At 68.8% G+C, this 21,263-nt stretch carries 13 protein-coding genes and 3 pseudogenes; 9 read left to right on the top strand and 7 right to left on the bottom strand.

The genetic code is table 11. The features are described from left to right. Nucleotides 1–864: 864 nt before the first annotated feature. Entirely contained in the window at nt 865–1,980 is a 1,116-nt protein-coding gene (locus KUM32_RS32690; RefSeq protein ID WP_217145564.1) for an FAD-dependent monooxygenase, read from the top strand. A 323-nt stretch (nt 1,981–2,303) separates the two neighbouring features. On the opposite strand, the gene KUM32_RS32685 is transcribed toward KUM32_RS32690, so the two are convergent. Further along, a complete protein-coding gene (locus KUM32_RS32685; protein ID WP_217145563.1) occupies nt 2,304–4,343 on the bottom strand; it encodes an ATP-binding protein in 2,040 nt (679 codons plus the stop codon). Between the two features lie 191 nt (nt 4,344–4,534). Between KUM32_RS32685 and KUM32_RS32680 the strand changes: the two genes are divergently transcribed. Beyond that, on the top strand, nt 4,535–5,041 hold the full coding sequence (locus KUM32_RS32680; protein ID WP_217145562.1) for a response regulator transcription factor: 507 nt from the start codon (nt 4,535–4,537) through the stop codon (nt 5,039–5,041). Further along, nucleotides 5,035–6,192: an ATP-binding protein gene (locus tag KUM32_RS32675; RefSeq protein WP_308408777.1), complete on the top strand. Its 1,158-nt coding sequence runs from the start codon at nt 5,035–5,037 to the stop codon at nt 6,190–6,192. Before KUM32_RS32680 ends, KUM32_RS32675 begins: the two co-directional genes overlap by 7 nt. Nucleotides 6,193–6,219: 27 nt before the next feature. On the opposite strand, the gene KUM32_RS32670 is transcribed toward KUM32_RS32675, so the two are convergent. Continuing rightward, on the bottom strand, nt 6,220–6,924 hold the full coding sequence (locus KUM32_RS32670) for a metalloregulator ArsR/SmtB family transcription factor (protein ID WP_217145561.1): 705 nt from the start codon (nt 6,922–6,924) through the stop codon (nt 6,220–6,222). Nucleotides 6,925–7,071: 147 nt separating this feature from the next. Between KUM32_RS32670 and KUM32_RS32665 the strand changes: the two genes are divergently transcribed. After that, nucleotides 7,072–8,670: an MFS transporter gene (locus tag KUM32_RS32665; RefSeq protein WP_217145560.1), complete on the top strand. Its 1,599-nt coding sequence runs from the start codon at nt 7,072–7,074 to the stop codon at nt 8,668–8,670. A 685-nt stretch (nt 8,671–9,355) separates the two neighbouring features. On the opposite strand, the gene KUM32_RS32660 is transcribed toward KUM32_RS32665, so the two are convergent. Then, nucleotides 9,356–10,780 carry an NAD(P)/FAD-dependent oxidoreductase gene (locus tag KUM32_RS32660; protein ID WP_217145559.1) on the bottom strand — a complete coding sequence of 475 codons (1,425 nt, stop codon included), beginning with the start codon at nt 10,778–10,780 and terminating at the stop codon, nt 9,356–9,358. A 219-nt stretch (nt 10,781–10,999) separates the two neighbouring features. Between KUM32_RS32660 and KUM32_RS32655 the strand changes: the two genes are divergently transcribed. From KUM32_RS32655 to KUM32_RS32640, 5 genes and pseudogenes are all read left to right on the top strand, one after another. Further along, a complete protein-coding gene (locus tag KUM32_RS32655; protein ID WP_217145558.1) occupies nt 11,000–12,292 on the top strand; it encodes a hypothetical protein in 1,293 nt (430 codons plus the stop codon). A gap of 52 nt (nt 12,293–12,344) precedes the next feature. Beyond that, entirely contained in the window at nt 12,345–13,355 is a 1,011-nt protein-coding gene (locus KUM32_RS32650) for an NAD(P)/FAD-dependent oxidoreductase (protein ID WP_308408776.1), read from the top strand. A 160-nt stretch (nt 13,356–13,515) separates the two neighbouring features. Beyond that, nucleotides 13,516–13,764 (top strand): annotated as a pseudogene (locus KUM32_RS44105) (zf-HC2 domain-containing protein); the annotation flags it as partial. 384 nt (nt 13,765–14,148) lie between these two features. Next, the gene (locus KUM32_RS32645; RefSeq protein WP_217145557.1) at nt 14,149–14,457 is read left to right on the top strand and encodes a transposase; all 309 of its coding nucleotides are present in this window, start codon (nt 14,149–14,151) and stop codon (nt 14,455–14,457) included. Then, a complete protein-coding gene (locus KUM32_RS32640) occupies nt 14,454–15,326 on the top strand; it encodes an IS3 family transposase (RefSeq protein WP_217145556.1) in 873 nt (290 codons plus the stop codon). The genes KUM32_RS32645 and KUM32_RS32640 overlap by 4 nt, the downstream gene beginning before the upstream one ends. 361 nt (nt 15,327–15,687) lie before the next feature. Here KUM32_RS32640 and KUM32_RS32635 read toward each other — a convergent pair whose 3' ends face one another. From KUM32_RS32635 to KUM32_RS32620, 4 genes and pseudogenes are all read right to left on the bottom strand, one after another. Continuing rightward, nucleotides 15,688–18,720: an AfsR/SARP family transcriptional regulator gene (locus KUM32_RS32635; RefSeq protein ID WP_217145555.1), complete on the bottom strand. Its 3,033-nt coding sequence runs from the start codon at nt 18,718–18,720 to the stop codon at nt 15,688–15,690. Nucleotides 18,721–19,000: 280 nt separating this feature from the next. Further along, a pseudogene (locus KUM32_RS32630) lies at nt 19,001–20,185 on the bottom strand (IS701 family transposase). Between the two features lie 30 nt (nt 20,186–20,215). Next, nucleotides 20,216–20,815: an IS5 family transposase gene (locus KUM32_RS32625; RefSeq protein WP_254406471.1), complete on the bottom strand. Its 600-nt coding sequence runs from the start codon at nt 20,813–20,815 to the stop codon at nt 20,216–20,218. Nucleotides 20,816–21,083: 268 nt separating this feature from the next. Continuing rightward, nucleotides 21,084–21,263: pseudogene (locus KUM32_RS32620) on the bottom strand (carboxymuconolactone decarboxylase family protein); the annotation flags it as partial.

The following is a 21,263-nucleotide window of genomic DNA, read 5'->3' as shown; positions in this document are numbered from 1 at the left end:
CACCCCCCGCCCCCTCAACGCACAGACAACGAAAACGGTTCGCAGAAGACAACCACAGCCCCCGCCGGAAACAGGCCACTGCGAACCGTGACTGAGGGAGCAGGCCGTCCACGACCAGGCGCTGGTGGCGAGAGTGGGCTGTCGCAACGGCTCGGATACCCAGGAGCCGGCCCCGGTGACCCACGTACATGACAGTGCCACGCCCGTGGAAGAGATTGCGACGCCCTTCGAGGTGCTGATCGCGGCCGGAACGCCCCGCCCAGCCGGACCGAGTAGCGACGCGGACATCGCGCAGGCCACGGGCCACCTGACGGCACACACCGAAGTATCGGCCGCCATCGGAAGACGACGCAGCGCAGCCCCGGCTCCTCCCTCTCGGGTGAGCTCCACGCTCCCACCCTCCATGAACCGCCGGTTGCGTGCACACGTTGTCTCTAGCGGCGGCGTGAGCCGTACGGCGGGAGGAAAACATGAACTGCGAACAGCTCAGATACGACGTCTCGGTCGAAGTCCTGACCCGGGGACACCACCCCCGGACAGCCGCCGTCACGGCCCATCTGAAGCACTGCCCGCAATGCCGGCACGTCTACGACGACCTCAGGGAAACAGCAAGCCTGCTGTCCCTGCTCGGCCCGGACAGCGGCCCACCCGACGACACCACACCGCCCACACCCGCACCACCCCCCGAACGACGCACAGCAACCACACGGCGAAAACCCCGCGGCAACCACCCCTCACCCGACACCCGCCGCACACGGTGCACACCCACACACCGACGGACCGAACCCACCGGCCCCCCACACACCCACCACCCATGACCCACTCCCCCACCACACCACCCGACACAGAAACACGAAGGACGACATGCCCGGCTCATATCACACACTGATAGTCGGCGCGGGAATCGCCGGCCTGACCGCCGCCAGGGCACTGGAACACCACGACATGCCCGTGGACATCATCGAACGACGCACCCACCCGGCAACAGGCAAAGGCTTCTTCCTGCCCGCCAACGCCGTCCGCGCACTGACCACACTCGGCTTCGACGCCCCCCTGGACACCCTCGGAGCACCCCTCACCTCCCAGGACCTGCGCGACAGCAGCGGCAACCCACTGGGCCGCATCCACCTCGGCGACCTGTGGCACCACATCGCCGACAGCATCGGCATCACCCACAGCACACTCCACGACGCCCTCAGCAAAAACATCCAGGCCACCCCCCGCACCGGCCTCACCGTCGCCTCCCTCCACGAAGACCCCGACGGCGCCCACGTCACCTTCACCGACGGAACCAGCAGACACTACGACCTCGTCATCGGCGCCGACGGCCTCCACTCACAGATCCGCACCACAGTCAGCCCCCACACCACCCCCCAATACACCGGCCAAGTGTGCTGGCGCTACCTCACCGACAACCACCACAGCATCGACCAATGGACCGTCTGGATGGGACGCGGAACATCCTTCCTCGCCGTCCCCGTCAGCACCGGACAGCTCTACTGCTACGCCGACCTCTCCCTGCCCACCCCACCCGCACACGACCTCACCCTCACCTCCCAGGCCCACCACTTCACCGGATACGCCCCCGAAGTCAAAGCCCTCATGAACACCCCCGACGCCGAACAAGCCCACTTCGCCCGCATCGAAACCGTCAGCACCCCCCAATGGGCCACCACACACACCGTACTGATCGGAGACGCCGCCCACGCCACCCCACCCAACATGGCACAAGGCGTCGCCATGGCCGCCGAAGACGCCCTCGTACTCGCCCGAACACTCACCGAACCCGGAACCGACCTCACCCACGCACTCACCCGCTACCAGCAACAACGCCAGCCCCGCACCACCTGGATCCAGGACCAGACCCGCAAACGCGACCGCACCAGAAACCTCACCCCCGCCCTCCGCAACTTCGTCCTACGCCGCGCAGCTGACAGGCTCTACGACACGGCCTTCGCCCCACTACGCGACACACCCTGACACCACACCCCACACACGCACCCCCTACGCGCAAGGAGCTTGTTCTCCTCGTGCACCGGCGATGCAACCCGACTGTGCGTGCGGGAGGCGATGTGCAGCCGAGATCGTAGTGCTGGCTGCCCGCGACATCCGGGGGGCCTGGGTGCGCCACCGATCCGCTGCTGGAGGGGGATGTGGTCGAGCACGGGCCCGCCCGGCGACACGACATCGCGTGCAAGACGCGCGAATTGAGTGATGGGACGCCGCGTTCCGCCCCGACGACGGAGTCGTCGTCCGTTTCGGAATCGTCTTCTGTCGGAAACCACTGAGGTCCCGTCACCGGGTCAGCTGCTCAGTGGTGCCCCGTTCAGTTCGTGGCGCCAGAGGATGTCGACCATGGCGTCGATGCCGGCGGTCAGGTGGCGTCGGTAGGTGCTGAAGGGAAGTCCCAGCCGCTCAGCGGCGGCCTCCTGGGTGGGCACCGCCTTGAAGTAGGTGGTGTCCACGGCCCGGTGGCGCTTCTCTCCAGTGCGGTGGTCCTGCAACAGCAGTCCCGCGGCCAGTTCCAGGACTCGGCGCAGGTCCCCTCCATGGCTCACACCGACCCTGCTGCGGCTGAGCGGGTTGTCCGCAAGGGTATGCGGCTGCCGCACGGCCCGCAGCGCGTCACGCACGGCTGCCTCGAACTCGGGCCGGGACAACACGACCAGCTCGGACTGGACCGCCGGCCCCTCGACGGAATCCTCGGAGGCACCGGAAAGCATGAGCACCGACTTGGACTCCAGCCACGCCTCAGCGGGCTCGGCACGCCAGTCATGGCCGAACAACCGGTAGGGATGTGCGCCGACCTGGGCGGCGTGTGCGGTGGGCAGCATGTCGAAGTGCCCGAGATGGGTGTTCCAGAAGCCGTCGTCCCGCATCACGATGAAGTGCCAGGCGAGCTTGTCGGAACGGAAGATCTCCGCCATCGCCCGCCACTGCATCAGCGTCATCGCCGCCGAGGGCCGCTGGTAGACCGGCGGGTACACGTTGAACCGGGACAGTGCCAGATGCTCACCCTCGCGCAGCGGAGTGTGCCGGCGCGCGTGTTCCCAGGCCTCGGTGACGACCGGGTCGATGTCCGTGCCGGTGGTGTCGGTGAGCCTGAGCCAGGCGCCGAAGGCGACTGCCTGGCCGGTCTGTGCCGAGAAGTACACGCGGAAGGCTCCGGGCTGGTGCTCCAGCCAGAAGCGCACGAGAGCGGCCGACTCACCGCCCTCCGCCTCCTCGGCCAGGTGTATGACGCGGTCGGTGTCGGCCGGTGTGTAGGGGCGTTCGTAGACCGCGCCCACGTCGCTCCAGGTGTGGAACCGGGACATGGAGCCGTCAGTGCGGTACAAGTACAGCAGCGCGCCGATCGCCGGGAGTACCAGCGGTTCGGGGGCGGCGCGCAGCCGCTCGAAGAGATGACTGCGCAGACTGCCGTGCAGGGCGGCGAAGCCCTCCGGGTCGCGCCAGCGCAGGTCAGCCTCGAGCGTCGCACGCACCACGTCGTGCGGGAACAGGCCATTCGCCGTCGACTCGATGAACGGCTGGGCGCGCAGCCAGGCGAACAGTTCCGGGGCACGGTCCCCTATCACGGCGGCCAGCAGATTCTCGGTGGAGACATGGGCGTGCGCACAGATCTCCAGAGCGTGCCGGTGGGCGGGGCTGGGAGGGTTGTCCACCAGCCGGGGCAGCAGCGTTTCGACGACATCGTGACCGGGCGACCACTGGGCGGCCGGGCCCTCCCCGTCGGCGACCACCGCCGCTGCGAGGGCGAGGGCGAGCGGGTGACCACCGGTGAAGGACAGCAGGTGCTGGTGGGCGCTCTTGGGAACGCCGCGGCTGTCCAGCAGCGCGGCGGCATCCTTGGGCGGCAGGTTGCGCAGGGCGCTGACGTGCAGCAGTTCGTGCCAGCCTGGGTCGGTGGTCCAGCGCGGATCAGGGGCTTGGCGCCCGGCGACGACCACGACCGTGCCCAGCGGCATCTGGGGCAGGAACTTCTCCCACAACCAGCCTTCCAGGCCCTGGCAGCGTTCGAAGGTGTCGACGGTGAGGACGGCTCCGGTGTTGTCGAGCACACCGGCGGCCGCCTGGGTGAATGCCTCTGGGGTGGGCGGGACGGTACGGCCGTCGACCTCGACGACGACGCGCCCGGCCTGCCTGGCCTCGTGCGCCATGCGGCGCAGCAGCATCGACTTGCCGATGCCGCCAGGGCCGTGCAGGAACTGCACGGGGGGTGCCCCGGGTTCCCCGGCGAGCGCGGAGCGGAAGATGGCCATCTCCGCGACGCGGCCCACGAAGGCGCGGTCACGCGCGATGCCCAGCCTGCTGCCCAGCACTCCGCCGTCGTTGTGCACCACGTGTCTGCCTTTCGCCCACCGTTTCCTCGCGTGTTCCGGCTTGTGGAACACCCTGCTTACTCTCGGTCTGCCGCCATTCTGGCAGGGCCCCGCAGGCAGCGGGCCGCGGGCCGACTCTACGGACTGCACGACGCGCGGCGACAGCCGGCTGTTTATGCCGGCGAAAGGTGGCTCCGCGATGGAGGTGGAGCATGCGCGTACTGGTGGTGGAGGACGAGGTATTCCTCGCGGAGATGATCGCCGAAGGGCTGCGTCGCGACGCTCTCGCCGTCGACGTGGCCCTGGATGGGGTGGAGGCCCTGCGCCGACTACGGTTCGTCCCCTACGACGCCAAGCCGTTTGCCTACGCCGAACTTCTGGCCCGGGTGCTGGCGCTGGGGCGGCGGGTCCTGCCAGCGGCGCCGCCCCTGCTGGAACGGGCCGGGGTCGCGCTGGACACCGCTCGCCGCACCGCGCATCGCGACGGGCAGCCGTTGCCGCTGTCACGCAAGGAGTTCGGAGTGCTGGAGTCCCTGATGCGTGCGAACGGTGCCCCGGTCAGTGTCGAGGATCTGATCGAGCAGGTGTGGGACGAGCACATCGGTTACGGCTCCACCGCGGTGCGGGTCACCATGAGCAAGCTCCGCGCAAATCTGGGTGATCCGCCGGCCGTCGTCACTGTTCCCGGCGTGGGCTACGGCATGGCCGGGCCGTGCTGAGCGGCGTGTCACTGCGCGGCGAGCGGGCCCGACTCACTCTCCTGTACGGAGGGCTGCTGGTGCTGGCCGGGGTCTTGCTGGCGGCGGGAGTGTACGTTTTCACCCAGCGCGGCCTGTCGTCGACGATCGACGACGCCGTTCGTACGTTGGCCGTGCAGGTGGAGCCCGAAATGGGCACGGCAGCGGGCGGCCCTTCGGTGCCGCCGGGCCGGGCCATCGCGGTGGCGCAGAACCCGGTGGCGGAGGCGGCCGAGACGGCGGCGCTGCGAGAGCTGCTGCCCATCTCGTCGGCCGCCCTCGGCTTGTACGCCGTCCTGTCGGTGCCGCTGGCCTGGTGGACAGCCGGCCGGGTGCTGCGTCCGGTGCGGGTGATCACTGAGGCGGCCCGTCGGCTGTCGCGGGAGAACCTGCACGAGCGGATCGCTCTGGCGGGGCCGCCGGGCGAGCTGAAGGAGCTGGCCGACACATTCGACGCAATGCTGGAACGGCTGGAACATCCAGTGGCTGCCCAGCAGCGGTTCGCCGCACATGCCGCGCACGAGTTGCGCACGCCGCTGGCCGTGCAGCGGGCGGCGGCGGAGATCGGACTGGCCGGGTCGCCGGACGCGGCGCGGGTGGCGCACATCCGGGAGCGGCTGCTGGAGGTGGCCCGGGACAGTGAGCGGATGATCGAAGGGTTGCTGGTGCTGGCCGCCTCGGACCAGGGGCTGCGCCAGCGCGCGCCAATGGCGCTGGACGAGGTGGCGGTCGCCGCGGTGGGTGCGTTGACAGCAGAGGCCGGGCAGGCGTCGGTGCGGGTGTCGGTGGAGACCTGTGCGTGGACGGTGACCGGGGATGCCGCTCTGCTGGACCGGTTGGTGCACAACCTCGTTGTGAACGGTATCCGACACGACGCGCCCGGAGGCCAGGTACGGGTACGGGTACGAACGGGCAAGGGGACGATCGAGGTGTCCGACACCGGCCCGGTGATTACCGAGAATGCCGTGCCGTCGCTGTTCGAGCCGTTCCGGCGCGGTGGCGCGGGCAGTCGGGGCCATGGGCTGGGGTTGTCGATCGTGGCGTCCATCGCACGCGCGCACGGAGGTGACGTACGGGCACGGGCCCACCCCTCGCCGGAGGGCGGCCTGACCGTCGTCGTACGGCTGCCCTGACCACGTGCTCCGCGCGCGGGGCCACGGTCAGGCGGTCTCCACCGGAAGACCCGCCAGGCGCCATTCCAGGACGCTGTCGCGCAGCCGGAAGGCCGCGCGCCCGCGCGCGGTGAGCAGCCGCACCGCTTCGTGGGAGCCGACGCAGTACTCGCCGCGGCAGTAGGCCACGACCGTAGTGTCGGGCAGCTCGTCCAGGCGCTCGGCGAGTTCTTCCAGCGGGATGGACACAGCACCGGGGAGGTGGCCGGCCGCGTACTCCCGGGTCGGACGCACGTCGACGACCGTGACCTGCCCGTCCTCGACCTCACGCAGCAGCTGCGCGCGACTGATCTCCTGCACGGGCGGGGCGTCGGTGTCCGCCGTCCCGGGTTCCTGCGGTGCCCGGCGGGAGAACAGACGGGTCCCGTTTTCCAGCCTGAGCCGGGCCGCCTCTACCTCGTCGACGTGCTCGCGCGCGACCTGCCGCAGTTTCAGGTACAGCTCGGCGACGTCGTCACCGGCGAGGGCGTAGACGATGTGCGTGCCCTGTCGCTGGGTGGTCACCAGGCGCGCGTTCTTCAGGGCCTGCAAGTGGGCCGAGGTGGTGGAGAGCTTGAGCCCCGCCGCCGCGGCCAGCGGCTCCACGGTGCACTCGCCCTGGGCCAGCAGGTCCAGCAGGTGGAGGCGGGCGGGGTGGGCCAGTCCCTTCGCCACGCGGGCGAACTGGTCGAAGACGCCGTCCAGGTGTTCCATCGCGCATCCTAACTTCCATATTCCATGTAATTATAGAATAGCATGGTCCGGGTCCTTCCGGCTGTCCCATGGTCGCTCCTGCCCGCGTGCGCCAGCGCAGCCGTCACGCGACCACCCCATTTGTCTACACAGAATCGAGCTTGCCGCATGAGAACGAAGACAGGTGCCCTGCCGGACACCACCGCCTCCCCCGGCCGCAACGCGCTGGCCGCCGCCATTGTCATGCTGGCGGTCTTCGTAGTGCCCACCTCCATCTCAGGCACCGCGGTCGCCCTGCCCGACATCGGTGCCGACACAGGTGCCGGCCTGATCTCCCTGCAGTGGGTGGTGAACGGGTTCAACGTCGCCTTCGCATGCTTCACCCTCGCCTGGGGCTCCCTCAGCGACATCATCGGCCGGGTCCGCGCCTTCGGCATCGGTGCCGCCATCTACGCGCTCGCCTCCCTCGCGAGCGCCCTGGCGCCCAACGCGCTCTTCCTGGACATCGCACGCGTCGCGGCGGGACTCGGCGGCGCAGCCCTGTTCTCGTGCGGCAGCGCCCTTCTCGCCATGGCGTTCACCGGCCCCGCACGGGACCGCGTCTTCGCCATGTTCGGTGCCGTCTCGGGCATCGGCATCGCCCTCGGCCCGTCCCTGTCCGGCCTGATGGCCGACCACCTCGGCTGGAGGTGGATCTTCGCCGCGCACGCCATAGCGGTCACGGCCGGACTACTGGCCCTGCCGTTCGCCACCCGTCATCTCACGTTCGTACGCCGGGAGGACACCCGGTTCGACATCCCCGGCACCGCGCTCTTCGTGACCGGCGTCCTGCTGCTGACCGTCGGCATCGTGCAGGCCTCCCAGTGGGGCTGGGGCGACATGCGCACCCTGGGTCTCTTCGCCGCGGCGGCCGTCGCCCTGGCCGTCTTCGCCTCCGTGCAACGCCGACGGGAACACCCCATGCTGGATCTGAGCCTCGTCACCGACCGCCGGGTACTGGCGCTGTCCCTGGTGCCCGTGGCCGCCTCGTTCGGCTTCATCACGATCATGACCTACCTGCCGAACTACCTGTCCACGGTGCGGGGAGCGTCCACCAGCGCCGCCGGCCTGACCATGGTGCTGCTCACCCTGCCGGTGCTCCTGTGTCCGCTGATCGCCGGGAAACTGGTCGCCCGCGGAGTCCCCGCCACCACCCTCCTCCTGGTCAGCGCCGCCCTGCTAGTGGTCGGTGACCTGTCCTTGCTGCTGTTTGGCGAGCACGTGTCCGTCGCTGTGGTGGCCTTGCCGATGCTCGTCACGGGCGCGGGCATGGGCCTGTCCGCCGGCCTTGTCGACGGACAGCTCCAGCACAGCGTCCCGCCGCACAAGGCGGGCATGGCGGCCGGCTTCCTCAACACCATGCGCCTGGGTAGCGAGGCCATCGCGGTCGCGATCTTCGGCTCCCTGCTCGCCACCTTCATCGCCATCCGCACCGAGGACGGGGCGCGTGCCGCGGACGCCGTCCCCGCGGACGTCGCCGACGACCTGGCCGCCGGCGACCTCTCGGCCGCCACGGAGCACGCGGCGGCCGCCGAACGCGCCGACTTCTCGTCGTTCCTGCGCCAGGCCTATGACTCGGCCTTCCACTCGATGCTGTGGCTGATGGCCGGGATCGGCCTGCTGCTGCTGGTGGTGATCTGGGCCCTGCTCCGGTCCCAGCGTCCCGCGCGTCGCGCCACTGCGCCCGAGGACAGCACACCGCGGGACACGACTCCGGCGGGTGTCTGACACCGGAACGAAGCAGAGGGCAGCGGAAGTGAACCGAACCCGCGCGATGGACGTAGGAACGGTCGCGAGTCCATTCCTGTCGGCTCGCGAGACCGGCCCCAACCGTACCCCCCGTCGGAAGGGGCCGGTCCACCTCCGCACCGCGAAGCCTCAGCGGCCGACCGCACCCTCCGAAGGACCAGCCGATGCCGCCCGCTGGCTCACTTCCGGCGTCACGTCCGCGCCCGGCACGCTGTCGTCACCGCCCACGCGACATCCCGCGATATGCAGGACTGCCACGATCACGAAACCTGCCAGGCGCAAGGCACGGCTCCGCCGCCTCCGCACGAGGCCCAGCCCAAGGCGGCCATAGTCGGCAGACACCACGCGCAGGACTCCTCTCACAGCGTTCACTCACGAGGCACCGATGCGGCACAGCCGTGCGGTCGCCGCTCACCCAGCGCGCACGCGGCCGTCGCAGCCAGGGGCACTTCGCCTTCTACGGCCGGTGAGCCGGCCCGGTTCACCGGCCGTACCGCGCTCAGCATTGAACCGAACGTCGGTTCTGATCGTCGGGTAAGTCAGCAGGCCCCGTCCTGGGGACGTGGGGGGCCTGGCGCGGTGGCCGCTGCCGCGCGCGGCTCTGCGCCGGTCGGGTTGTGGGGACCCTCCGGCGCAGAGCGGCCTGTTCCAGGCGGTCGCCAGTTCAGACGCCGGCGCCGATCGCGTCGAGCAGTTCGGCACGGCTCGGCCCCGGCTCGTCGTAACGCGGCAAGTCGCCGCCACCCAGCGTCAGGACCCGCTCGATCAGCCCGGTCTTCACGAAAGCGTCCTCCACGGTGCTGACCATGCAAGCCACCTCCGCGTAGGCACGCAGAATCTCAGGGTCCTGATTGCGTACCGCATGAAGGACGTTCCGCACATTCCAGTCAGGGTCATCGGTGACGTACCGCTCGCCTGCCAACTCCGCGTCGATCTCGGCCAACCGGTGGGTGTCCCAGGCATGGGTGCTCTCCCACAGCGGCATCTGCGCTTCGGCCCGTACCTCGTTGTAGTAGCGCCCGAGGTCGACCGCGTTGCTCACGCCCACCGTGCGGACCACGTCCCGCAGCTGTACCGCCTGCTGGAACCCTGCGGTCATCCCCATGCCGTACTGGGGGTTGGTGGTGGCCCAGGCGTCGCCTACGGCGATCACCCCAGTGGCCACGGGCAGTCCGTCATACAGGTAGTCGCGGACCCGGCTCTCAATGCCACCCAGCACCTGCACATCCGTCAGCGGCTCCCCCTTCGCCCAGTGCGAAGCCGTGGGATACAGCGCCATGACACGTTCCCAGACATCGTTGTTTCGAAGCTCGCGCAACTGCTGGTCACGCCCGGAGGTGCTCACCGTGACGGACCAGGTGTCGTTGTCACCCGGGCCGGTGATCAACGTGACGCCCGTGTGGAAGAGCAGGGGCCAGGGCAGCTGAGCAGGCATCTCACCGGACCCAGCACGGAAATAGCGGGTGTAGTAGCGGAAGCCGCTGTTGGCACGCCGCTCTGCGGGCGCGGCACCCAATCCGGTGAGCAGGGACGGCATGACGGTGTTGCGGCCCAGGGTGTCCACCACAAGATCGGCCTCGAAGGCCTCCCCGTTCTGCGTCGTCACACCCGTGACATGTGGCCGTCCCAGCGTCCTGGCACCGCCCGTCAGCAGCCCGGTCACGCGCGTACCGCACCGTATGGTGACGCCGGGCGTCGCTCGCGCCTCAGCGAACAGGGCCATCTCCATCACGGGTCGCCGTGCGGTGACGGTCTCGAACTTCACGTCTTCCTCGCGCCGCTCCCCCACGTTGCCCAACCCCCAGGCACCGCCGATCATGTTGTGCCTCCGGCCACCGAGGGACAGAAGGCGGTCCACCACACCGGGCAACTCCGCCTCCAGAACGTTGAAACCAGCAGGCATCAGGATGTGGGTGTGAGCGAACTGAGTGACTCCGGAACGCTTCCACTCTCCTCCGGTGAGGACGGAAGGTTCACGCGTGCTGCTGTGGTCGCGGTCCAGCACGGTGACCCGGTGCCCCTCCGCAGCAAACAGCATGGCGGTTGTCAGGCCCACCGGGCCAGCACCAAGGACGAGGATGTGCGTCATGTGGTTCTCCTAGTAAGGACTACTTCGCCACACCCTCGCCACGGGAACTGTTCATTCACCAGTTCATAGCGTTGTCCAATCTCCGCCCTGCCCCTTGGTGACCGCCCAGGCATGCAGCCACGCACCGGAATCGGTCATGAAGTGATCTGTTGAATGAGCAGTCGTTTAGGTCACCGTGGTCCCGCGTGCACTATCAGCGGAAGGTCAATGATGCGTGTCATGGTCCGCGGGACCGGTCCGGACGGGCTCCTGGCAGCCGTTCTCCTGGCAGACGACGGTCACGAGGTGACGGTCCTCGGCGAGGGATCCGCCGCCTGTCACGATCTGGCCGACAACGACATCCCTCACCACCTGCTGGTCCCGGCGGTGGCCCGCCTGCTGGAGCGGGAGACACCCGCCCTTGCCGGCGCGCTGACCGCGCTGGCCGGCAGGCAGCAGAGTTTCGAAGGGCGTCCCGGACACAGCAGGTCGCGCGGTTCCGGCACCGAGGTACACCTGTTGCCGAGCGCCGCGGTGCGGGAAACCCTGGCTGGCGCCGTGCAGCGCCATCCCAGTATCAGGTGGCTTCCGGACGCCGGAGCGGAGTCCCTGATCATGGGCAATGAGCTGCGTCCCGACCGCCCGCACGTGCGCGGAGTCCTCACAGACGACGGTCGCGCCCTCTTCACGGACGTCTGCGTCGACGCCGGCCAAGTGCCGATGGACGAACTACTCAGCGCCGCGGGCACACACGCCGGAAAGGACCGGGTGGGCAGGCTGGAGTCGAGGCTGTACACCCGACGCTTCGTACCGGCGGCCAACTCCGATTCCCCGGCGCCGGCCCCCTCTGTCGCCCTCTACGGCTTCGACAGCCTGTGCGTACGGGTCGTGCGCGCCTCGGACACCTGGACCGTCACCCTGTGCATCGGCGAGGGGGACGAGGAGATGTACTCGCTGGCCCAGCCCTCGGTCTGGGACCGCGTCACCGCCGCCCTCGGTCCGGTACTGGGACTGGAAGACGCCGTCCCCCTCCAAGGTGTGCGGACCTCCACGGCTGCCCGCGGCATGGGGCGCCGCATGCACATGCCCACAGTGCCGACCGTCACCGGCTTCGCCTCCGTGGGCACGGCCTGGGCCTCCTCCCATCCGCTGTACGGACCGCAGTTTTCCCTGGGGGCCCTGCACGCCGTCGTCCTACGGGACGCGCTGAGGGACACCCGGGACGCGAGCGCGGCGGACCGTACCGACCGCTTCGAGGAACTCACCGGCGCCTTCGTGGTACCGGTGCACCGCCGCATGCTGCAGTGGGAACTGCGGCTGCGCGGGCGCGAGAGCGCCGTAACGTCACCCCCTCCCGGCGGGGGCCGGCTCTCAGCCGTCACCCAGGAACTGCTGCGGTGGATCGACAACATGGAGGACGTCACCGGAACCTGGCGGGCCGCCGGTCCTGACCGCGCCCACCTGGTGCGGCTGACCGACCGAAAGCATTCCGGAGTCCGCAACACGCGCGGGCGCACGAGCGACGCCCATTGAACCCGCCGCCCTTTTGCAGAACCGGCAAGGCCACTTGCCCCACACGCAACGTATGCAACACGCTGATTTCACCAGCGTCTTTCCGGAGAACGAGGACCGCATCATGCCGCACACCCCGAACACCCCCCAGACCACCGAACAGTTCGACGTCGTCATCGTCGGCGGCGGCGCCGCGGGCCTGAGCGCCGCCCTCATCCTCGGCCGCTCACGCCGCAGCGTCCTCGTCATCGACGCCGGCGAACCCCGCAACGCACCCGCCGCACACATGCAAGGAGTACTGAGCCGCGACGGCATGCCCCCCTCGGAATACCTCGCCCTGGGACGCGAAGAGATCCGCACCTACGGCGCCCAGCTCCTCAACGACACAGTCACCACCATCACCCCCACCCACGACGGAGAATTCACCCTCCGCCTCGCCAACAACACCGACGTCCACGCACGACGCATCATCATCGCCACCGGCCTGGTCGACGAACTCCCCGACATCCCCGGCCTGCGCGAACGATGGGGCCGCGACGTACTCCACTGCCCCTACTGCCACGGCTGGGAAGTCCGCGACCAGAACTTCGGAGTACTCGCCCACCCCACCCTCGGCGCCCACCAAGCCCTCCTCCTCACCCAGTGGTCCAACAACATCACCCTCTTCCTCCACAACATCACCGAACTCCCCGACGGCCAGCAAGAACAACTCCACACCGCCGGCATCCCGGTCATCACCACACCCATCGCACAAACCCTCACCACCAACGACCACCTCACCGGCGTCCGACTCCAGGACGGCACCACCATCCCCCTCGACATCCTCTTCGCCGCAGGCACCCCCGTCCCACGCGACACCCTCCTCCGCGACCTCGGCGCACGCACCACCCCCACCCCCGTCGGCCCCTACACCGAAACCGACCCCACAGGACGCACCAGCATCCCCGGCATCTGGGCCGTCGGCAACGCCGCCGGCCCCACCGAACAAGTCGTCAACGCAGTAAGCGCCGGCTACCGAGCCGGACAAACCATCAACGCCGAACTCACCTTCCACGACCTCACCCACAAGACAAAAAACGCATAACACCCCCACCCACCACCCCACACCAACACCACACCCCCAACCCAATCCACCCCGGACGACAAAGCCACAGGCCAGGCGCCACAGCCACAAACACCGCCAACACCTCCAACCACTCCCCCACACGCAGGGCGGGTCTGTAGGCACTTCAGGAGGCGATGACATGACGTGGCACATACCTGAGAACGATCTGACCGCCTATGCGCGCGGTGAGTTAGCGACGCCCGCGCTTTGGTCCGCCGACGCGCACCTCGCCTCCTGCGGGCAGTGCCGACGAGTGCTGGCCCAAGTCAGCGATCCCGCTGCGCTTGACGCCGGATGGGAAAGGTTGAACGCCGAGCTGGACGCGCCGCGTCCAGGACTCTTGAGGAGACTGCTGGTGCGGCTCGGCGTAGTGGGGAACACCTCCCGATAACAAGACAGCGCACCGTCGGCGCATGCCCGCCAGGCCGGGCATGCGCCGACCAACGCGTCGCGGGACGCTCGGGACGCCGCGGGGAGCGCCTCGTCGTCGATGCGGACCGCGGTCACCCTCGCACCGTTCCTGATCCCGACAAAATCTGTTCGAGAGCGGGCACCAACTCATCCAGATTGGCATTTACCGGCATTCTCGGGTGAACCGGGCGGCCGGGGCGGACCGCTCGTCATGCCACGACGGCCGGACTCGCCGGCACGGGAGCACTCGGTGTCGGCCGGGACCCGTGGCTCGGGGCCGTCCGACGGCGCGTACATCTGGGCTTGATCCGCTTTGGCGGGCATCCGAGATCAGGGGTTCACCCCCGGGAGGATGTCCATCATGGAGAGCATGGGGAAGAAGAAGCCTCGCCCTCGTCACTCGTTCACGCCGGAGTTCAAGGCGGAGGTCGTCGAGCTGTGCCGCCGTGGTGACCGCTCGGTCGGTCAGATCGCCAAGGACTTCGATCTGACCGAGACCGCGGTGCGTGACTGGGTGAAGCAGGCCGAGGTCGATTCAGGCGAGCGGGACGGCCTGACCAGCAGCGAACGCGAGGAACTGGCCGCACTGCGGCGGGAGAACCACCGTCTGCGTGAGGACGTCGACATTCTCAAGCGGGCCACGGCCTTCTTCGCGAAGGAGACCCGGTGACGGTGCACCCGTTCATCGAGGCGGAGAAGCGTGCAGGTCACAGCGTCAAACGAGCGTGTGAGCTGCTGAAGGTCTCCCGGACCGCCTTCTATGCCAGCCGGGCTGCCAAGCCTGGTCCCCGCACGGTCCGTGACGCCGAATTGGCGGAACAGATCGCCGACGTTCACACGCGATCGAGGGGAACCCACGGTGCCCCGCGCGTCCATGCCGTGCTCAAGCGGGCAGGCGCCGGATGCGACCGCCGATGTGTCGCGCGGCTGATGCAAGCTGCCGGCCTGCAGGGCCGACACCGCAGACGACGGCACGTGACGACGATCCCCGATCCACGAGCTGCCCTACGGCCCGGTCTCGTCGTCCGGGACTTCCAGCCCGACCCCGCCGGCCTGGATGCCCGCTGGTGCGGTGACATCACCTACATCGCCACGGAGGAGGGCTGGCTCTACCTGGCCACCGTCATCGACATCGCCTCCCGTCGCGTGGTCGGCTGGGCGACGGCCGACCATCTGCGGACCGACCTGGTCGCCGATGCCCTCACGGCCGCCTGTCGAAAGCGCCGTCCCATCCGGCCGGTGATCTTTCACTCGGATCGTGGCTGTCAGTACCCCCGCCAGCAATTCGCCGCGCTGGCAGACCAGTTGGGGGTACGTCTGTCGGTCGGCCGCACCGGACAGTGCTGGGACAACGCACTCGCCGAGTCGTTCTTCGCCACCATCAACAGGGAGTTGCTCGGCGCCGTCTCCTGGCCCAGCCGGGCCGCCGCCCGCACCGCGATCTTCGATTTCATCGAGGGCTGGTACAACTTGCACCGCCTGCACAGCAGCCTCGGCTATCGCAGTCCCGCCGAATACGAGACCGCACTCGCAGCCTGACCACCACACCGATGTTGTCCGTCAAGCGGCACAAGCTCACATCGCGACCAGGTCGAGCAGCGGCAGCACCTCGCCGAACTGCTCGTACTACTCACGGCAGAAAGCGCAGCCGCGCATGTGGTCGTCGACCGCGGTGCGCTCGGGTTCTTCCAGTGAACCGAACACACGGGCGACAAGGGCGGGACATGCCTGCTCGCAGTCCACGGGGGCCTCCAGAATCGGACAGAACGCACCCGCAGCGACAGTCGGGTGACCACTTCCCCCATTGCCCTGTCCAGCCTCGGCGCCCTCCATGCGCGGTGTTTGAAGTCCTTGCTCGATGGCTGAGCCTTATTCCGCGCTGTACGGTGAGCCACGTCAGTCACTGCCTGCGCCCCGGGGTACCGCTTCGGCGCACGGCTCTTAGTCGGTGGAGGATATCCGGGATCCGGTGTCCCTGTGGATGGGGACGGGCCAGCTGTAGGGCTTGGCGCCAAGCCGTCGCCGCCTCCTCCCGGTGACCGGCGCCCCAATGGCTGTCTCCCAGTCTGAGCAGGGTTCCGACCTGGTGGAAAGAGTCACCGCAGCGCTCCAGGCGCTCCAGCGCGAATCGGTAGCACAGAACGGCCTGGCGGTGGTCGCCGAGTTCCTGATGGATGAGGCCGACGCTGTCCCAGGCGTAGGCCTCGCGCTGCGGGTCGCGCAGGCGGCGGAACACAGCGATGGAGCGACCGCACAACGGCAGTGCTTCCCAGAGCCGCCCTTGCACAGCCAGCAGCCAGCCGAGAGTGTTGCTGGCGTCGGCCTCCAGTGGGCGGTCCTGCTGCTGCCTGGCCAGGTGCAGGGCACTGCGGGCCACACGGACGGCCCAGTAGTCATTGCCGGTGCGGTGCAGCAACGACGATAGGTTGAGCAGAAGCAGCACGCGCTCAGCCCGGTCCGGTACGTCCCCCAGGCTGGCCGCAGCGACAGCCAGGTACTCGACCGCCTCAGTATGCCTATCAATGCGCACCAGACAACCCGCCAGCGCGCGGGCCGCCCTGGCGAGGGCTAGCCCGTCCCCGATCTGTCGCGCCGCGAGCACAGCCATCTTAAGGTGGTCAGTCGCCTCCGCGGGACGGCCGCACGCGTCGGCGTACCCCTGAAGACGCCAGGCGAGGAGCGTGGCATGGCGGGGGAATCGGTCGTGAGCGGCCTGCCGGAGCACTCTGGCCAGAACCGTCCGCTCAGCTTCGTACCAGGCGGAAGCCTGCCGGGACGCGCACACCCCCTTCAGCACAACGCCGGGAGCGGGCGGAGGCAGCCCGGTGCTGGGCACGTGGCACAGGCTCGGGCCTTCACCCGGCATGCTGTGCAGGTAGTGGTCGTACATGCGGACGGCGGCTGCCTTGCGGGATCGGTTGTCGACATGGACGTTGAGCAGCTCGCGTGCGTGCCGGTGGAGCAAAATGTGCAGATCGTAGCGCTCGGGGGCCGTTTCACGTATCAGATGAGCGCGGGTCAGCTCCCCGAGCAGGCACTCGGTCTCTTCGTGGGATAAAGCGGCCAGGCTAGCCGCAGCAGCAACCGAAAAGTGCGGGCCAGGATGCAAAGACAGCAAGGCGAAGAGCCGGAGACTCTGTGGGGCCAGACTCCGCGTTGAGCGGGAGAACGTCTCACGCAGGTTGGTGGCTGGGTCGGGACCGGCAAAAGGGTCCAGGCCGCGCCGGGAGTCGGCAAGCCGGCTGGCGAGCTGCTTCAGACTGGTTCGAGGGCGCAGAGCGGCTTGCGCGGCGACGACGGAGACTGCGAGCGGCAGACCGCCGCAGTGGCGCACGAGGGTGTCGGCGGCGGCCGGCTCGACAGTGACCCGACGTTCACCAAGCCGCAGTGTCAGCGCCTGCCTGCTGTCGCGCAACGCGGGCACGTCCAGCGCCAAGGTGTGCGCACCTGCCGTGCTCATCAACCCCAGGAGCTGGTTGCGGCTGGTGATCACGACCATGCAGGACGGTGTCCCGGGAATAAGGGGGCGGACCTGTTCCTCATCCCGTGCGTCGTCGAGAACCATGAGCAGTCTCCGCCCGGCGAGCTGAGTGCGGAGCAGGGCAGCGCGTTCCGCAGCGTCGGACGGTACGGCTGCAGCGGGAACCCCAAGTGCGGTGAGGAAGGACCGCAGGACGTCAGCCGATGCAGCGGGGCCATCCTGGACCGCATGCGCGCGCAGGTCCGCGTACAGCTGGCCGTCGGGGAACCGGTCGAGAACGCTGTGGGCGAAGGCCAGCACGAGGGCTGTCTTGCCCACACCGGGCATGCCGCTCACCGACACGACGGACGGCGCCAACGCGCCTTCCCCTGATGCCCGGGGCAGCAGCGCCCGCAGAACATCGAGTTCGTCACGGCGGCCAGCGAAGAATGCAGGGGCAGCGGGCATCTGGGCAGGACGGGACAACGCGGTGGCGGCCGCGAACGTCGGAGGGAGGGAGCCTGCCTTCGTCGGGCGGTTCCTGCTTACGACCGCACCGGGCTCATGTCCTGCGGGCGTGCGCTGGGGGTGCCTCTCCTCTTGCTGTGCTGGCGGAAGGGCTCCCACAGCGGTCAATGAACTGCGCCTGACGAACTCAACATCATGGCGCAGGATGGCATCCTGCAAGGCGGCCACCGCCGGTCCCGGGCTGACTCCCAGATCCTCCGACATGGTTTTACGTAGACGCTCCAAGCAGGCCAGAGCGTCGGTGTGCCGTCCGGCAAGGTAAAGGCCGCACAGCAGCAGGTTCCACGCCACCTCACGATACGGCTGGCCGCCTGTGAGGGACTCCGCCGCTGACACAGCCTGCCGGATGTCACCGTTGTGCAGGAGGGCAGCGATGTGAAGTTCCTCCGCGGCTACCCGGGCGTCCTCCCACCGTGCCGCCCACAGCGCAGTGAAGTGGTAGTCACGGGCGTCCTCAAGAGGGGCGCCCCGCCATAGTGAGAGGGCTTGGCGGACGTGGGTGCGGGCCTCACGGGGCCGCCCGGTCGCGAGGTAACGGCCAGCGCGCAGCACACCCCGTTCGAAGCGGACGGTGTCTCGAGCCTCTTCCGGGACGCGCAGGGCATAGCCCTTCGCCTCCCGCACCAGCACATGGGCTCGGTCATGGGGTGGGCGGTCGGGTTCCAGGGCAGCCCGCACGCGGCTGATCTCCGCTTGCAGAGAGGATTGGGCCCGGGCGGGCGACCGCCCGGGCCACAGATCCTCGCAGAGGCGGTCACCCGGGACGACGCGCCCGTCCTCGATCAGAAGTCGGGCCAGTAGTGCCCGCCTCTTGGGTGGGCCGAGATCGATCTCGGTACCGGCCCGCACGACCGACACCGGGCCGAGCAGGGCGTAGCGGAGATCGTCCCACCGACAGGAGTCTGGTGTGTTGCGTCCTTCGTTCACCGTCTTGTCCTCGCCCATCCACCCCGCTGCACGGCCTACCGTTCCGCTCTGGTGCGGCGAGCGGGATGTGTTCGTCTGGGGCTACGAGGAAATCGCTGCGGAGGTTCGGTCGGCGTCACATGAGCGCCGGACTTAGTACTGCACCGGTGCTTGTTCTGAGTGTTGGGCAGTTTTCAGGGTCTGTGTCCACGGCGTTTGAAGTGGCTGAGCCGAGCTTGATACTGCCGTCTGCGGCGCCACGTCGACCAGTGCAGGATGTGGTCGGCCGGGGTGGACCGGCGGTTGGTGAGTCGGGTGATCAGGCGTCGGATCTCGGCGAGGCTGCGGTGGATGAACTGGGAGGATCCGTTTCTGCTTTGTCCGCGTCCAGCTGTCGGGCGCGCAGGACGGTCAGGCAGGCGTGGGCGGCCATGGCCAGGGTCATGTGGCGGTGCCGGCCGGGACAGCGGCGGACCTGGTAGTCGTCCAGGCCGCACTCCTGCTTCGCGGTCTGGAAGCATTCCTCCACCGCCCAGCGGCTGCCCGCGACGCGGATCAGCTCGTCCAGCGTGGTGCCGGCGGGGCAGTAGGCGATGTAGTAGGAGATCTCGTCCGGGCGGCTGACGCTGCGGCGGGCGAGGACCCAGTGCCGGCGGTCCTCGCGGTGCCAGGGGCCGCACCTCGACGCGGGCCCAGTCATAGATCCGCCGGCCGTGGGCTCCCTCACCGCAGGAACGGCGTTTCCACTTCTGCCGCGGCAGGCCGGGAAACAGGTCGTGGACGGGATGGTCGATGGACCAGCGCGTGACGACCGTGCCGTGGCGGGTGGTGGCCATGACGTGGAAGACGTCCGCCTGCTCCAGCCCGTAGCGCCGGCCTTTGCTGAAGCCGTAGGCGGCGTCCGCCGTGACCCACCGGAACGGGACCTTGTCGGCGATGGCCCTGCGGACCATCGCCTTGGCCATGGCCACCTTCGTGGCGAAGGCGACACTGTCGTCGATGCCGGCCCGGCGGCAGCGGTCCCGGTCGTCCGTCCAGGAGGTGGGCAGATACAACCTGCGGTCGATCAGAGTGCGTCCGCGGCTCGTGGCGTAGGCGAGGAAGCGCCGATCTGGCAGTTCTCGGTGCGTCCGGCGGTACCGGAGCACTGCCTTTGCACGCCGGCCGAGCGGATGCCCTTCTTCAGGAACCCGGTGTCGTCGACGATCAGGACGGCATCTGGGTCTCCGAGGTGTTCGACGACGTAGTCGCCTACGTCGTCCAGGACCTCGTCGGCATCCCACTCGATGCGGTTCAGCAACCGCTGGATGCGATCGGGCCCCGCGTGCCCGGCCTCCTCCGCCAGCGTCCAGCCGTTCTTCCGCTCCAGCGGCGCGACCAGCCCCCGCATGTACGCCAGCGCTGACTGACGCGGCTCCTCCCGGTTGAACCGGTGCACGAACCGCTCATGCACTGCGTCGAGTTCACCCGCCCACAACCTGACATCAGCAAGGTCCCCACCCATGACCACATCAACGACCGAGCTGGCCAGCAGTCACGACAAGCACCGTTGCAGTACTACGTGGAGCTGCGTTGCACTCCAGTCGACGAGGTGGCCGGTGTATCCGCCGTCGGCCCAGATCCGTGACAGCCGCCCGAAGCGGCCCTTGGCCGCCGGCAGCAGGATGCGGGCGGCGTCCCGGTCGGTGGTCGAGGCAGGTGTGACCAGCACGGCCGGCAGCAGCCCGAGCGTGTCGGTGAGCAGGTGACGCTTGCGTCCGTTGATCTTCTTCCCGGCGTCGAAGCCGCGCGAGGCGTGGGTGATGGTGGCGTCCGCCGTCACCGACTGTGAGTCGATGACGGCCGCACTCGGCTCCTGATCACGGCCCTCGGCCTCGCGGACGGCCTCGCGCAGCCGGTCGTGCAGCTCGGCGATCAGGCCCGCATCCCGCCAGCGGGCGAAGAAGGCATACACGCGCGGCCAGGGCGGGAAGTCGGACGGCAGCGCCCGCCATGTGATGCCGTTGTCGACGAGACGGCGGATCGCGTCGATCATCTGCCGGTGGCAGCAGTCCTCCGGCCGTCCGCCCCGGCCGGTCAGCCATCCCGGCACCGGCAGCAGACCCCGCACCCGCGCCCACTCGGCATCGCTCATGTCCGAGCCGTACCGGGGCCGACCTCCCGGCTGGTCGGCCGCATTCCCGAACCTGTGGGCGAGACAGTCGCACTCAGGAGTGGTCGGACTGGACCCGGCAACCGTGACCACGCGGCACTTCGACAACAGGGCCTCTTGCTCCTCGCTGGACTCGACATCCGCGAGCTACCAAGAGGCCCTTCTTCTATGCATCCGCACCGCCGGACTCACCCGGGCCAGGCCCCTGTTCGAACCTCACCGACCACCCGAGCGGATAGAGAACAGCCAGTCAGACGTTGGGGACGGTGGGGAAGTCGAGTTCGGTGTTGGCCCAGCGGTTGAAGGTGTTGGTGTAGGTGTTGAGGGCGATGTGGAGGGGTAGTTCGGCGAGTTCGGTGTCGGTCCATCCGGCTTGCTGGGCGGTCTTCCAGTTGGTGTCGCTGACCACGCCGACCTGTGCCACTGCTTC

The sequence above is a fragment of the Streptomyces sp. AC627_RSS907 genome (assembly GCF_019049165.1).
This window is presented reverse-complemented; position numbering and strand designations above follow the sequence as displayed.